Genomic DNA, 14,566 nt, shown 5'->3' with positions numbered 1-14,566 from the left:
GATGAAAGAGCTCGTCGGCATTGCCGAACAGGTCGCGGCAAAACTGATCGCGCGCAAAGAGACCATTGCGGTCGCGGAATCCTCGACCGGCGGCCTGATCGCGGCGAGCCTGCTCGCAGTGCCCGGCGCTTCCGCCTATTTCCTCGGCGGCGCGGTGGTCTACACCCGCGACGCCAGGCGCGTGCTGATGGATATTTCGGACGAAGGAATGAAGGGCTTTCGCTCCTCCTCGGAGCCCTACGCAAAACTTCTGGCCGAGCAGATGCGCGGCCGCTTCAACTCCGACTGGGGCCTGTCCGAGACCGGCGCAGCCGGCCCCACCGGCAACCGCTACGGCGATGCCGCCGGCCATAGCTGCACGGCGGTGGCGGGGCCGGCTGCAGAGGTGATGACGCTGGAGACGGGTGCCAACGACCGGTTTGCAAACATGCAGGTGTTTGCAGCGACGGCGCTGAAGTTGCTGCTCAGGAAGCTGGAGGGCTGAGCGGCAGTCACCTTCCCAAATGCCGTGTAAAAATCCGCACGACGTAGCCCTTGAATCGCGGCGCCTCGTCGTAGAGGTCTGAGGCCAGCCGCTCGATCGTCTCGCGCAGCGACATGAATTGCGCCTGTCGCGCGCTGCTCTCGGTACCCTGCATGCCCGCGAGCTCGTCCATCGCGGCATCGCTGATCTGGCAATGCACGACGTCCCCGTCATTCATCATGGTGAAGCGGAAAGCCAGACGTTCGAAGTCGTGGCCGATGATCCTGTCGCGCGCCAGCGGCATCCCATTGTCCCGTTCGCACCCCCGAACGGGACAATGCAAAAAATCTGGCGGCTTGTCACCTTGGCCGCAAGACGAGCCGCAGCCCCCTAATAGGCGAGCGCAGTCCCAGTCGGCTTCTCCAGCGCCGCGGCCAACGATTTGTACTCCTCGCAATCCGTCCCGCAAATGGCCGCAATCCGGCTCAGATGATAGAGTGCCTGCTCGCGGTTACCCCGCTCCAGCTGCCACAGCCCGTAATACTGCCATGTCAGAACGTGGTTCGGATCCGCTTTCAACGCGCGCTCGTACCAGACTTGCGACTGCTCGTAGTCGCCAAGCTTGCGGTAGGAATAGCCGATGAGGTTGGCGACGTTCGGATGGTCATCATGGCCAAGCGACTTCAATTGCGCGATCGCGGTCGCATAGTCGTTGCGCGCGTAGATGGTGTCATAGGCGACGCGGTAGCCGGCCGCGAATGTGGGATCATCGATACTGGACTGGTTGTTCGGCTTCTTGCCTTTCTGAGTCGCCTTGGTGCCAGGGCGCCTTGGATAAGTCGGCGCCGGCTGCGCTTTCTGGTCCGAATAGGGACTGGCAAAGGGATCGACGCCAGCGCCTCCACCACCGCCACCACCCCCACCTCCGCCGCCCGCGGCAAACGCCGGCAAACTCAACAAGGCCGCCGCAAATGTACCCAGCGTGACGAGCCTGATCATCCTCGTGAACATCGCCATCTCCTGTGCTGTTTCAAGCGGCCCCGGACGAATGGATAACCCTGCACCGGCAACGATATTCCGGGACGCTGTGCGCGGAGCCGTCAATGTTCGTATGACAGTTCTGTTGTCCTTTACTGGAACGCGACTTCGGCGAAGCTGCGCAGTTTTCGCGAGTGCAACCGCTCCGATTCCTGCTGCTTGAGCCGTTCCAGCGCCTTGAGGCCAATCTCGAGATGCTGGCCGACGCGGCGACGGTAGAATTCGCTGGCCATGCCGGCGAGCTTGATCTCGCCATGCAGCGGCTTGTCGGAGACGCAGAGCAACGTGCCGTAGGGGACGCGGAAGCGGTAACCGTTGGCGGCAATCGCGGCCGATTCCATGTCGAGCGCGACCGCGCGCGATTGCGACATGCGGCGAATGACCTCGGGCCCGGAGATCTCCCAATTGCGGTTGTCGACGCTGGCGACCGTGCCGGTTCGCATCAGGCGCTTGAGCTCGAAACCTTCCAGGCCGGTGACGTCCTCGACCGCCTGCTCCAGCGCGACCTGCATCTCGGCCAGGGCCGGGATCGGCACCCACAGCGGCAGCTCGCGATCGAGCACGTGGTCCTCGCGCACATAGCCATGCGCGAGCACGTAGTCGCCGAGCCGCTGGGTGTTGCGCAAGCCGGCGCAATGCCCGAGCATCAGCCAGGCATGCGGCCGCAGCACCGCGACGTGATCGGTGACGTTGCGCGCGTTGGACGGACCGGTGCCGATATTGATCAGGGTCATTCCGCGATAGCCAGGCATGACCAGATGGAAGGCCGGCATTTGCGGCATGCGGAGGGGCGCATCACCGGTCGTCGCGCCGCCGCTGCGCGTGATCACATTGCCGGGCGCGACAAAGGCGTCGAGACCGGCCTCGCCGGACTGGAGCCGCTGCTGGCAGAGCTGCGCGAAAGCATCGACATAGAACTGGTAGTTGGTAAAAATGACAAAGTTCTGGAAATGCTCGGGATCGGTGCCGGTGTAGTGATAGAGCCGGCGCAGCGAGTAATCGGCGCGGGCGGCGCGAAACAGCGACAGCGGCTCGGGCGCACCCGGCTGAAGCTCGAAAGTGCCGTCGGCGATGGAATCGTCCATGGTGGCAAGATCAGGCACATCGAACGCATCGCGCAGCGATCGCGTGACCAGCGAATTCTCGCTGGTGGTGATGGCGGCTTCGATATTGATATCGCGGCGATAGGCGAAGTGAATCGGGATCGGCTCGTTGGACTCGCCGATTTCGACGGGAACGCCGTGGTTCTGGATCAAGAGACCGATCTGCTCAGTGAGATAGGCGCGGAACAGATCCGGCCGCGTCACGCTGGTCTCGTGCACGCCCGGTCCCGCGACGAAACCATAGGCGAGACGCGAGTCCAGCCGCGCATGCGTCGCGGTGGTGAGACGAACGAAGGGATAATAGGCCCGCACCCGCGTCGTGATCGCCTCGCCCGAGACATAGGCTTCGAACCGGTCGCGCAGGAACTTTGTGTTGCGCTCGTAGATCTCTTCGAGACGGGCGACGGCAAGGCCAGCGTCGGAGAAGGATTTTGTGGCGATGGACGGAGGGGTCTGCATTGTTCGAGCGCCGGGTTTATGGGACCTGAGTCGAACTATAGCAAGAACAGAGCCGCGCCGTCATTGCGAGTGCAGCGAAGCAATCCAGAAATCTCGTCGCGGGGACAGACTGGATTGCTTCGCTACGCTCGCAATGACGGATAATGACGGATAGAGACGACACGCTTTCCGAGCGTCACTTCTCCCGGAACGCGCGCATGAACTGGTCGTGCAGCGGCTTCAAGAGGTACGACAGCATGGTGCGGTCGCCGGTCTGGACGAAAGCTTCCACCGGCATGCCGGGAATCAGCTTGGAGTCGCCGAGCTTGGCGACCTCTGCCGCCGACATCGAGACGCGGATGGTATAGTAGCTCTGGCCCGTGCGCTGGTCCGTGGTGACGTCGGGCGAGACGCGGCTGACGACACCGTTCAGCTCGGGCGTCGTGCGCTGGTTGAAGGCCGAGAGGCGCAGCAGCGTCTTCTGGCCGATCTGCAGCTTGTCGATGTCGACCGGATTGACCTTGGCCTCGACCTGGAGGTCGTCGGCTTGCGGCACGATCAGCATCAGCGCATCGCCGGCAGTGACGACGCCGCCGACGGTGTGCACCGTCGATTGTAGCACCATGCCGTCCTGCGGCGCGCGAATGTCGACGCGGCGGAGCTGGTCTTCGGCCGCGACCTTGCGCTCGATCAGCTCGCCGCTTTTGTCGTTGGTCTCGCGCAGATCCTTGGAGACCTCGCTCACCATGTCCTTGTCGACCTGGATGATCTGGAGCTCGGTCTCGGTGATCTTGCCCTTGGCCTGCGCCCGCGAGGCGATGTACTGCGCGCGTTCGCCATTGAGGCGGGCAGAGTCGCGTTCCAGCGTGGTCAGGCGCGAGATCTGCACCAGATGCTTGTCATAGAGATCGCGCACGCCGGTGAGCTCCTGCTGCACCAGCGAAATCTCCTTGTCCTTGGCTTTTTCCTGCGCGGACAGACCTTCGATCTCCTCGTTGAGCTGCTGGATGCGCTCGCGGAGCTGTGCCTTTTGGCCGGCACGGCCGTTGACGCGAACGTCGAACAATTTGGTTTCCGCAGAGAGCAGCGCCTTGACGTCGGGATCCGCGGCGCGATCGAGCAGCGATGGCGGGAATTCGATCTTGTCGAGACCGCGCTGCTCGGCCTGGAGACGCGCCGCTCGCGCCTGTGCCGCGTCAAGATTCTTGGTGACGATGGCGAGGTTGGCCTTGGTGACGGTGTCGTCGAGCCGCACCACGATGTCGCCAGCCTTGACCACGTCGCCGTCGTGGGCACGCACCTCGCCGACCACACCGCCGGTCGGGTGCTGCACCTTCTTCACGTTGGATTCGACCACGATCTGGCCCGGCGCGATCAACGCGCCGGAGATCAGCACCGTCGAGGCCCAGCCACCGAGGCCAATGGCCAGGACCAGCACGATCGATATCCCGAGGATCAGGTGAAACCGGATCGACTCCCGCACCGTCCTGGGCGCGGCGGGCTTTGTCCCGCCAACCGTCATCGTGCTCATGGTTTGGCCACTCCGCCTTCGCTGACGATCTTGATCGGAGCCGGCGGCGCGACGCGGGGCTGCAGCACCTGGGCGAGCACCTGCTCCTTCGGACCGAAGGCCTGCATGCGGCCGTCACGAAGCACCAGGACCTGGTCGACCGCCTCGACGCCGATGGGCCGGTGCGCCACCACGATGACGATGGCGCCGCGCTCGCGTGCGCTGCGGATGGCGCGGGTCAGCGCCTCGTCGCCTTCGGTGTCGAGATTGGAGTTCGGCTCGTCCAGCACGATCAGGAACGGATTGCCATAGAGCGCGCGCGCCAGCGCCACACGCTGCGCCTGGCCTGCGGACAACGACGTGCCCTGCTCGCCGACTTGCGTGTTGTAGCCCTCGCGCATCTTGATGATCATCTCATGCACGCCGGCCTCCTTGGCCGCGGAGATGATGCCGTCGGACGTCGCCTCCGGATCAAAACGGCTGATGTTCTGTGCGATGGTGCCGCCGAACAGCTCGACGTCCTGCGGCAGATAGCCGATGTGACGGCCGAGCACGTCGGACGACCATTGGTCGAGTGCCGCGCCGTCGAGCCGAACCTTGCCGCGGACCGGATGCCAGACGCCAACCAGCGCGCGGATCAGCGAGGATTTGCCGGAACCGCTCGGCCCGATCACGCCGAGGCCGTTGCCGGCTTCGAGCGCGAAGGCGACGTCCTGGACGATAAGACGCTGGTCGCCCGGGGCAACCATCGCGACGCCTTCAACCGAGAGGCGGCCGACGGGCGCCTGCAACTGGGTCGGCGTCGCCTGCGCCGGCATCTGTTCCAGCAGGCGGCTGAGGCGGTGCCAGCTCTGGCGCGCTGTGACGAAGGATTTCCAGTGCGCGATCGCAAGATCGACCGGCGCCAGCGCGCGGGCCGAGAGGATCGAGCCCGCGATGATGATCCCGGCGGTCGCCTCCTGGTGGATGACGAGATAGGCGCCGACCGCGAGCACCGCCGATTGCAGCATCATGCGCAGCACTTTTGCGATCGCGCCGAGGCCGCCGGCGACGTCGCTCGCACGCTGATTGCCGGCGAGGTATTTTTCATTGGCCTCGCTCCAGCGCGCGTTCAGCCGGCCGGCCATGCCCATCGACACCAAGACTTCGGCGTTGCGGCGGCTGGACTGGGCGAGGTCGTTGCGCTGGGCAGCAAGGCCCATCGCCTCTTTCGCCGGCTGACGGGACAGGAATTCGGTGACCAGCGTCAGACCGACCAGGATGATGGCGCCGACCAAAGCGGTCACCCCGATCATGACATGGAAGGCGAAGCAGATGCCGAGATAGAGCGGCAGCCAGGGCAGGTCGAAGAACGCGCTCGGGCCCATGCCGCCGAGGAACGAGCGGACATTGTCGAGATCGCGCAGCGGCTGCAGCCCTTCGTTGCGGCTGCCGACCAAAAGCGGCAGGCGCACGATGGTGTCGAACACGCGCTTGTTCAGCGCCTCGTCGAGCGCGGTGCCGACCCGCCCGAGGATGCGGCTGCGGATCATGTCGAGCACGCCCTGCGCCATATAGAGGCCGCCGGCGAGGACGATCAGGCCGACGAGGGTCGGAATGCTGCGGCTCGGCAGCACCCGGTCGTAGACCTCCAGCATGAAGATCGACCCGGTCAGATAGAGCAGGTTGATCATGCAGCTCATGAAGGCAAGGCCGACGAACGCCGTGCGGCATGCACGCAGCGCGTCACCGAGCTCTGAACGGCGGAGGCCGGGAACGGCTGCCATCAGTCTGATCTCTTTCGGGTAAGGGGCAAGACCCCTGATTTCCAAAGGCAAATGGAGACGTACACGCCCCGGATTAATATCGGGTTCTCCCCCCGCGTGCATCGCAATCGAATTAATCCGGACCCCGCCACATCTACCCGGGATGGCCTGATGCGCAAGTCCGGTATTTCACAGTCTTTGCGGCTTTTTATGGCACAGACAAGCGCGCCTCTCCCAAGGCCGGCCAAGGCTGGGGAGAGACGCAAGGTTCCGATCGATCGAACCCGCTAGAGCCTGCCGCCGCCGCGCACCAGCCGCACCACCAGCAGCAGAATGATGGCGCCGATGGCGGAATAGATGATCTCCGAGACCAGCCCGACGCCGATATGGATGCCGAGCTTCGGGAACAGGAAGCTCGCGACAAACGCGCCGGCGATGCCGATCACGATGTCGCCGATGATGCCGAACCCGCTCCCTCGCACGACCTTGCCCGCGAGCCAGCCGGCGATCAGGCCGACGAACAGGATGACGATGAGGCTTTGGCCAGAAATATACATAAGTCGAAGTCCCTCTCCATGAACGGGCGCATGGAACCGGAACCGGGATGAATGGGGTCTGAATGGTGTTCCCGGAGGGAGCCCTCAAACAAGAATCGCGAAAACAACCCCATGCACCGTAGAAATGGCGGCGCGGGGATGCGCGCGGTGGACTGTGCCAACTGGATGTTGGCGCAGAGGATTTTTAAGATCAGGAGCGCGCCGCGGGAGCGCACCGGCCTACGACGCCGCCACCGGCTCGGCCAGCACGCACCGCGCCGCCCGGCCGGGTCCGATCTCCACATTCGCTGGCAATTGCTCCAGGCAGCGCGGCTCGGCGAGCTTGCAACGGGGGGCGAAGGAACAGTTGTAGGGCTTTTCGGCCAGTGACGGCGGCGTGCCGGGGATGGTCTCTAACCGTTGGCCGCGCTTGGCGCCGTGGATCGTCGAGGCGAGCAAGCCCTTGGCATAGGGGTGCACCGGCGAACGGACGATGTCGCGAAGACTCCCCTGCTCCACAATCTGGCCGGCATACATCACCGCGACGCGGTCGCAGATCTCGATCGCAACACCAATGTCATGGGTGACGAAGATGACGGACATGCCGAATTCGCGCTGCAATTCGCGCAGCAGCAGCAGGATCTGGATCTGCACGGTGGCATCGAGCGCCGTGGTCGGCTCGTCCGCGAGCAGAATTTTTGGCCGGCAGGCGAGCGCAAGCGCAATCATCGCGCGCTGGCGCATGCCGCCGGACATTTCGTGCGGATAGACGTCCAGCCGCCGTTTCGCAGACGGGATCCGCACGACCTCGAGCATCTCCAAAGCCCGCGCGCGCCCCTCTGCATAAGACTTGCCTTCGTGGCGCACGACGCTTTCAGCGATCTGCGCGCCGATGGTGTAGACCGGATCGAGCGCCAGTGCCGGCTCCTGGAAGATCATCGACACCGTCTGGCCGCGGAACGACGAGAGCTGCTCGTCGTTCATCGCGAGCACGTCACGGCCCATGACGTTGACCGTGCCCGCAATCTGCGTGCGCTTGTTCGGCAATAGGCGCATCAGCGCACGCAGGGTCACGCTCTTGCCCGAACCGGATTCGCCGAGCAGGCCCAGCACGTCGCCGTCTCCGAGCGAGAGACTGAGATCGTTCACTGCATAGACTGTGCGCTCGCCGGTGAAGCGGATGTTGAGGCCTGAGATCTCGACGAGATTTGTCATGACGGCAGTCTGGGTACCCGGTCGTGATAGTCGGTGACGCGCTGGAACGCAGCGCCGATGGTCAGCAAGGTCGCTTCGTCGAAGGAGTGGCCGATCAGCTGCATGCCGACAGGAAGGCCGCTCCTGGTGAAGCCCGAGGGCACGGTGAGCGACGGCAGGCCGAGGAAGTTCACCGGACGGGTGAACAGCGTCAGCCGCTGCAACAACGCCGGCGCGTTCGATCCGCTGCCGACGTCGCTCTCCTCGATCGTCGGCGCCGGAACGGGCGAGGCCGGCGCGATGATCGCGTCAACGCCTGCGGTCGCCGCATTGTGCGCGGCGAGTGCCGGGCCGCGCCAGCGCAGCGCCTCCAGATAGGTGATGGCGGGAACGGCGAGGCCGTTCTGCAGCCGCATCAAGACCTGCGGGCCATAATCCTGCGGCCGCTCGATCATCCAGCGCTTGTGGAAGGCGGCGGCTTCGGCGGCGAGCACGAGCTGGCTTGCCGAGGACAATTGCCGCTGATCCGGCAGTTCGACTGTGAGGATGTCGGCGCCCTCGCGCTTGAGCACCGCGATGGTCTCGTCCAGCACGCGCGCAACCTCGCCGTCGAGATCGTCGACATAGAAGGACGCGGGCACGCCGATATTGAGGCCCTTCAGCGAGCCCTTGGTCGCCGCGACATAGTCCGGCAGCGGCTCGCGGCTTGTGGTCGAATCCTCGGGGTCCGGGCCAGCCATCAGCGCCAGCAGCAACGCGCAGTCTTCTGCGGTGCGCGCGAGAGGGCCGACCGTGTCGAGCGATTGCGACAGCGGCATCGCGCCGGCGCGGCTGACGCGCCCAACTGTGGTCTTCAATCCCGTGACGCCGCAGAAATGTGCGGGCATGCGGATCGAGCCGCCGGTGTCCGAGCCAAGCGCCGCATAAGTCAGCCGCGCGGCGACCGACGAGCCGGAGCCCGACGACGAGCCGCCGGTGATATGCGCGACGTTCCACGGATTGCGGACCGGGCCGTAATGGGCATTGTGGCCGGTCGGGCCATAGGCGAATTCGGCCAGATGCAGCGTTCCGAGCCGAATCTGGCCGGCATCCTTCAGGCGCTGCAGGACGGTCGACGTCACCGTCGGCACGAAATCGCGGCGGATCAGCGAGCCGCAGGTCGCGACGTGGCCAGCGTCGTAATACATGTCCTTGTGCGCGAGCGGCACGCCGTGCAGCGGACCGCGCACCTCGCCTTTGGCGAGCTCGCCGTCGGCGGCATCGGCCGCCTTCAGCGCGGCTTCCGACTCGATCGACATGAAGGCGTTGAGATGCGGCTGCCATTGCGCGATGCGATGTAGCAACGCGCGCGTCACCTCATGCGAGGACACTTGCTTCGTTGCGATCGCGCGCGCGACCTCGGCGAGCGTCATCAATGCAGGCTCAGAGCTCATTTCGACACCTTCTGCGTCTGCGCGAGCGGATAGAGCGCGGGCTCGAGGTCGAACGGCAGCGTGCCGGCGATGGCTGCAAAACCTTCGAAAGCGGGACCGATGGAATTGGAGATGCGCGTCGCGATCTCATCGTTCACGGGGATACCCGCGATTTGCGCAGTCGCCTGGATTTCTTTTGTCGTTGGTCTCGTCATGCGGTTTCCTCTATGGGCGCGAGCGGCTATGGCCTGAACCCGGAATCGCCATGTAGCACGCGGCCTCGTGGCCCATCTTATCCAGCGCAGTGAGCTTTGGTGCGGCATTTGCGCAGAGCGGCTCCGCAAACGGACAACGGGTGTGGAAGCGACAGCCTGCGGGCGGATCGATCGGATTGGGCGGATCGCCTGAGATCGGCGGCGTTTCGGTGCGGCGGTCGGGATCGGAGGATGGCATCGCCGCAAGAAGCGCACGCGTATAGGGATGTGCCGGCTGGTCCCAGACCTGATCGACCGGGCCAAGCTCGACGACCTCGCCGAGATACATCACCAGCACGCGGTCGCTGATATAGCGCACGACATTGAGGTCGTGGCTGATGAAGAGGTAGGTCAGGCCGAACTCGCGCTTGAGGTCGGCGAGGAGATTGAGCACCTGCGCCTCGACGGATTTGTCGAGCGCGGAGACGGCTTCGTCCAGAATCACCAGCCGTGGCGACAGCGCCAGCGCGCGTGCGATGTTGACGCGCTGCCGCTGGCCACCGGAGATCTCGTGCGGATAGCGGTTGGCAAAGTTTTCAGGGCGCAAGCCGACCTTGCCGAGCAGCTCGCGCGCCAGTGCGCGCGCCGCGCTATCCGCCATGCCGTGGACTTTTGGACCGAACGCGATCGACTCCTCGATCGTCAGCCGCGGGTTGAGCGAGGCATAGGAGTCCTGAAACACCATCTGCATGCCGCGGCGCAATTCGCGCAGAGACAGCGACTGGCCGACGGTCATGCCGTCATAGATGATGTCGCCGGTATCGCGCGGCATCAGATGCATCAGCAGACGCGCGGTCGTGGACTTGCCGCAGCCGGATTCGCCGACAATGCCGACGGTCTCGCCCTTGGCGACAGAGAAGGAGACATTATCGACGGCGCGCACGGTGCGCTTCGCGGCGAACAGCCCGCCACGAACGGGAAAGTGCTTCGTGAGACCGTTGACCTGCAGCAGCGGCTGCGCGACGCCGCCGACGTCCTCGATCGGCTCCAGCATGGCGACGGATGTGCTGGTCTCGCTCATGGCCGCGGTCTCCCACCTCTCCCCATCATCGGGGAGAGGTGTGGCACCGACATCGCCACAATCAGAATCTCTCTCATGGTCTAATTCCTGATGTCCATGGCGCTGCGCAGGCCGTCCGAGAGCAGGTTGAAGCAGATCGAGACCGCAAAGATCATCGCGCCCGGCAATGCCGCAACCCAGGGATTGACGTAGATCGCGGTGCGAAGCGTGTTGAGCATCAAGCCCCATTCCGGCTCCGGCGGCTTGGTGCCGAGGCCGAGGAAGGAGAGACCGGCGGCCAAAATCATCGAGACCGAGATCAGGCTCGTCGCATAGACGAAGATCGAACCCAGCACGTTGCCGAGGATGTGCACGCGCATGATGGTAAACGGCCCCGCGCCCGAGGCACGCGCGGCTTCGACAAAATCCATGTTACGCACGCCGGTGGTGACGCTTTCGGCGACGCGGGTGATCTGCGGCACGAACACGATGGTCAGCGCCACGATGGAGTTGAGAATACCGGCGCCCAGCGCACCGGAGATCGCAATCGCCAGCAGCACCGAGGGGAAGGCGTAAAACACGTCGATGGTACGCATGATCGCGGTGTTGAGCTTGCCGCCGACGTAACCTGCGACCAGACCAAGCGAAGTCCCGATGCAAAAGGCGAGGATCACAGGAAAAATGCCGATCACGAGCGACAGCCGCCCGCCATAGATCAATCGCGCCAGCATATCGCGGCCGAGCTCGTCGGTACCGAGCGGATAGCCTGCCGTGCCGATGTGGCGGAGGCGGCGGATCATCGAGCCCTTGTAGGGATCTTCGAGACCCAGCCACGGCGCGAGGATTGCGGAGAGGAAGATCAGCAGCAGCACGATGGCGCAGGCCATGCTGACCTTGTCACGCAGGATGCGGCGGCCGACGGTCGCCCAATAGCCGCGCGCCTTGGTCGCGGGCGCGGCCTGAAGCGCGGCGTCGCTTGTCGCAAACAGCGGAAGCTCGCTCATTCCGCTAGCCCCGCTTGATGCGCGGGTCGATCGCGGCCTGCGCGATGTCGACCAGCAGATTGAGAAAGACGAAGAACAGCGCCAGCACCAGGATCGTGCCCTGCAACAGCGGCAAGTCGCGCTGGAAGATCGCGGAGTTGAGCAGAAAGCCCGAGCCCGGCCAGGAGAACACGGTCTCGATCAGAATCGAGCCGCCGAGCATGTAGCCGAGCTGAAGCCCCATCACCGCGAGCGCGGTCGGCGCGGCATTCTTGATGACGTGGCGGAACACGCCGGTTTCGTGCAGGCCCTTGGCACGCAATGCCTCGACGAAATCCTGCGAGAGAATGTCGCCAGTGAGCGCGCGCACGGTGCGGGTGACGATGCCCATCGGAATCACCGACGTCGTGATCGCCGGCAGCACGAGGTATTTGAGGTGCTCCCAATCCCAGGCCCAGGCAGCGGAGCCGCCGGGCCCGGCGCCAACCGCGGGCAGCCAGTTCAGCTCCACCGAGAAGATGATGACGAGCACCATGCCGAGCCAGTAATGCGGCACCGAGACGCCGGCGATGGCAAGGGAGGTCGATAGCTTGTCGATCCAGGTCTCGCGGAAATAGCCGGCGATCAGGCCGAGCAGGATGCCCATGGTGAAGCCGATGATGGCGGCCGCAATCGCCAGCGTGACGGTGTTGCCGACCGCGCGCATGACTTCGGCAAGCACGGGGCGGCCCGTGGCGATGGAATTGCCGAGATCGCCATGCAAAGCGCGCAGCAGCCAGAGGCCGAACTGCACCGGCAGCGGCCGGTCGAAACCGTAGGCGGCGCGGAGCTGCGCCGCGAGCTCCTGCGAGGCGTCTGCCGGCAGCACCGCGACCAGCGGATCGCCCGGCGTGATGTGCACGAGCAGAAAGCACACCAGCGCCACGCTGATGACGATCGGGATGACATAGACGATGCGTCTGGCGGTATAGGCGAGCACTTCGATTCTTTCTTCCCTTCTCCCCTTGTGGGAGAAGGTGGCATAGGCCGCCTCTGGCGGCCGTTCTTAAAAATCGACGCCGAAGCGATGCTTCGGCTACGGCGCCGGATGAGGGGTTCTATCCGCGAATGCGATCGTTCAATGAGAGAGTGTCACTCTCGGAGAGAGACCCCTCACCCGGCTTGGCTTTTGCGAAACCACCCTCTCCCACAACAAGGGGAGAGGGTGCACCGAGTTCGCTGCTCACCTTAGGGCGTCATCGAGATCGGCGAGAAGTCGATGAACCAGCTCTTCGGCTGGATCACGCCCGTGACCTTCGGGCTCATCGCACGCGGGCCGACGTCGTGGGCGACGTAGAGGAAGGCGGCATCGTCGACGGAGGCCGCGTGCAGCTCGGCGAGCGCGGCGTCGCGCGCGGCGGGATCAAAGGTTTGCCGTGCCTTCTTCACCAACTCGTCGAACTTTGGATTGTTGATGAAGCCCCAATTGTTCGAGACCGGCGGCGCCATGCTCGATTGCAGGAAGCGCACCAGCGCGAAGAACGGGTCCATTGCCGCATAGGTGACGTTGGTCGCGTTCGAGCCATTGGCCGAGGGGTCCTTGGCGCCGCGGCGCCAGTTGGTGAACAGCGTATTCCACTCGATGACGTCAAGCTGCACGTCGAAATAGCATTCGGCCAGCGCCTGCTGGAGATATTCATTCATCGGCAGCGGCTGCATCTGGCCCGAGCCGGACGCGGAAGTCTGGATCTTCACCGTCAGCTTCTTGTTCGGACCGAAGCCTGCCTCCCGCATCAGCTTTTGGGCTGCCGGCTTGTCATACTTGATCTCGAAGGTCGGTTTTCCCCGCCAGGGATGGCCGGGCTCGAACGTGCCGGTCGCGGGCACCATGAGCCCTGCAAGCAATCCGTCCTTGAGACCTTCGCGATCGACGCAGAGATTTGCGGCCTTGCGGACGCGGATGTCGTTCCACGGCGAACCCTCGACGCGCGAGAACTGCCACGGCCAGACATGCGGCTGCTCGTTGGCGTAGAGCTTGAAGCCGCGCTGCTTGAGCTCGGGCAGCGCATCCGGCGCCGGCGCCTCGACCCAATCCACTTGTCCGGAGAGCAGCGCTGCGGTGCGCGCGTTGGCCTCCGGCATCGGCAAGAGCACCATCTTGTCGATCTTGGGCACGCGGGCCTTGTCCCAGTAATTGGCGTTCTTGACCAGCTCAAGCCGTTCGCGCGGCGTGAAGCTCGCCATCTTCCAAGGGCCGGTGCCGGCGGCGTCCTTGGCAAAGGCGGTCCAGGCGGCCTGCGACTTCGCCTTGGCGTCGGCGCCATCCGCCTTGTCGTAGAAGTGCTGCCACTTCGTCGGGCTCGCCATGAACAAATTGGTGAGGTTGATCGGCAGGAAGCTGTCGGGCTCCTTGGTGGTGAGCTCGACTGTCATGTCGTCGATCTTCCTTGCGGACGCCAGCGTCGGCATGCGCGATGCGGTGACGCCGACCTGGCTGGCGTCGAACTGCGGCGCGTCCTGCTTCAACACCTTCTCGACGTTCCACACCACAGCATCGGCGTTGAAGGGCGTGCCGTCATGGAAGGTGGCGCCGGGGCGCAGCTTGAAGGTCCATTTGGTCTTGTCGGTGTCGTCGACCTTCCACTCGGTGGCGAGCCCGGGAATCACCACGCTGGCCTTATCAGCGGAGGACAGATCCCACCCGGTGAGTGCGTCGTACATGGTGACGCCGGTAAAGCGATTGCCTTCAAAGCCCTGATCGGGCTGACCGAGCGTGCGCGGGATATCGGCAGCCGTCATGCCGATGCGCAGCACGGTTTCGGCACTGGCCGTACGCGGCCACGCAGCCGCGGTCGCCAAGGCCAGCGCTGCAATCAGCGCCGCGCGTGTCGTTGTCTTGATAAGCATCGCC

Annotated in this window: 14 protein-coding genes; 1 reads left to right on the top strand and 13 read right to left on the bottom strand. The window is 64.6% G+C overall.

Features of this window, described 5'->3' with window-relative positions; genetic code table 11:
* The first annotated feature begins 1 nt into the window (after nt 1).
* Nucleotides 2-484 (top strand): CinA family protein, encoded by a 483-nt coding sequence (locus tag JJC00_RS04275; RefSeq protein ID WP_200471506.1) that lies wholly within the window; start codon nt 2-4, stop codon nt 482-484.
* A 7-nt stretch (nt 485-491) separates the two neighbouring features.
* On the opposite strand, the gene JJC00_RS04270 is transcribed toward JJC00_RS04275, so the two are convergent.
* The 13 genes from JJC00_RS04270 to JJC00_RS04210 all read right to left on the bottom strand — a co-directional run bounded on the left by JJC00_RS04270 (nt 492) and on the right by JJC00_RS04210 (nt 14,562).
* The gene (locus tag JJC00_RS04270) at nt 492-767 is read right to left on the bottom strand and encodes a DUF1488 family protein (RefSeq protein ID WP_200471505.1); all 276 of its coding nucleotides are present in this window, start codon (nt 765-767) and stop codon (nt 492-494) included.
* An 86-nt stretch (nt 768-853) separates the two neighbouring features.
* A complete protein-coding gene (locus JJC00_RS04265; protein WP_200471504.1) occupies nt 854-1,474 on the bottom strand; it encodes a tetratricopeptide repeat protein in 621 nt (206 codons plus the stop codon).
* A 119-nt stretch (nt 1,475-1,593) separates the two neighbouring features.
* Nucleotides 1,594-3,063 (bottom strand): AMP nucleosidase, encoded by a 1,470-nt coding sequence (locus JJC00_RS04260; RefSeq protein WP_200471503.1) that lies wholly within the window; start codon nt 3,061-3,063, stop codon nt 1,594-1,596.
* A gap of 175 nt (nt 3,064-3,238) precedes the next feature.
* Complete coding sequence (locus JJC00_RS04255) at nt 3,239-4,573, bottom strand: HlyD family type I secretion periplasmic adaptor subunit (protein WP_200471502.1); 1,335 nt, start codon at nt 4,571-4,573, stop codon at nt 3,239-3,241.
* Nucleotides 4,570-6,318, bottom strand: a complete 1,749-nt coding sequence (locus JJC00_RS04250) for a type I secretion system permease/ATPase (protein ID WP_200471501.1) — start codon at nt 6,316-6,318, stop codon at nt 4,570-4,572. The genes JJC00_RS04255 and JJC00_RS04250 overlap by 4 nt, the downstream gene beginning before the upstream one ends.
* A 266-nt stretch (nt 6,319-6,584) precedes the next feature.
* A complete protein-coding gene (locus JJC00_RS04245) occupies nt 6,585-6,854 on the bottom strand; it encodes a GlsB/YeaQ/YmgE family stress response membrane protein (protein WP_200471500.1) in 270 nt (89 codons plus the stop codon).
* A gap of 219 nt (nt 6,855-7,073) precedes the next feature.
* Nucleotides 7,074-8,048, bottom strand: a complete 975-nt coding sequence (locus JJC00_RS04240) for an ABC transporter ATP-binding protein (protein WP_200471499.1) — start codon at nt 8,046-8,048, stop codon at nt 7,074-7,076.
* Nucleotides 8,045-9,460: an amidase gene (locus JJC00_RS04235; RefSeq protein ID WP_200471498.1), complete on the bottom strand. Its 1,416-nt coding sequence runs from the start codon at nt 9,458-9,460 to the stop codon at nt 8,045-8,047. The genes JJC00_RS04240 and JJC00_RS04235 overlap by 4 nt, the downstream gene beginning before the upstream one ends.
* Nucleotides 9,457-9,654, bottom strand: coding sequence for a hypothetical protein (locus tag JJC00_RS04230; protein ID WP_200471497.1), 198 nt, complete (start codon nt 9,652-9,654; stop codon nt 9,457-9,459). The genes JJC00_RS04235 and JJC00_RS04230 overlap by 4 nt, the downstream gene beginning before the upstream one ends.
* A 10-nt stretch (nt 9,655-9,664) precedes the next feature.
* Nucleotides 9,665-10,714 carry an ABC transporter ATP-binding protein gene (locus JJC00_RS04225; protein WP_200471496.1) on the bottom strand — a complete coding sequence of 350 codons (1,050 nt, stop codon included), beginning with the start codon at nt 10,712-10,714 and terminating at the stop codon, nt 9,665-9,667.
* Nucleotides 10,715-10,794: 80 nt separating this feature from the next.
* Nucleotides 10,795-11,697, bottom strand: coding sequence for an ABC transporter permease (locus JJC00_RS04220; protein ID WP_200471495.1), 903 nt, complete (start codon nt 11,695-11,697; stop codon nt 10,795-10,797).
* Between the two features lie 4 nt (nt 11,698-11,701).
* The gene (locus tag JJC00_RS04215) at nt 11,702-12,655 is read right to left on the bottom strand and encodes an ABC transporter permease (protein ID WP_200471494.1); all 954 of its coding nucleotides are present in this window, start codon (nt 12,653-12,655) and stop codon (nt 11,702-11,704) included.
* Between the two features lie 248 nt (nt 12,656-12,903).
* Complete coding sequence (locus tag JJC00_RS04210; protein ID WP_200471493.1) at nt 12,904-14,562, bottom strand: ABC transporter substrate-binding protein; 1,659 nt, start codon at nt 14,560-14,562, stop codon at nt 12,904-12,906.
* Nucleotides 14,563-14,566 lie beyond the last annotated feature (4 nt).

Source organism: Bradyrhizobium diazoefficiens, from assembly GCF_016616885.1.
Taxonomy (GTDB): domain Bacteria; phylum Pseudomonadota; class Alphaproteobacteria; order Rhizobiales; family Xanthobacteraceae; genus Bradyrhizobium; species Bradyrhizobium diazoefficiens_F.
The sequence above is the reverse complement of the archived record's forward strand: the minus strand, read 5'-3'. Positions and strand labels throughout refer to the sequence as shown.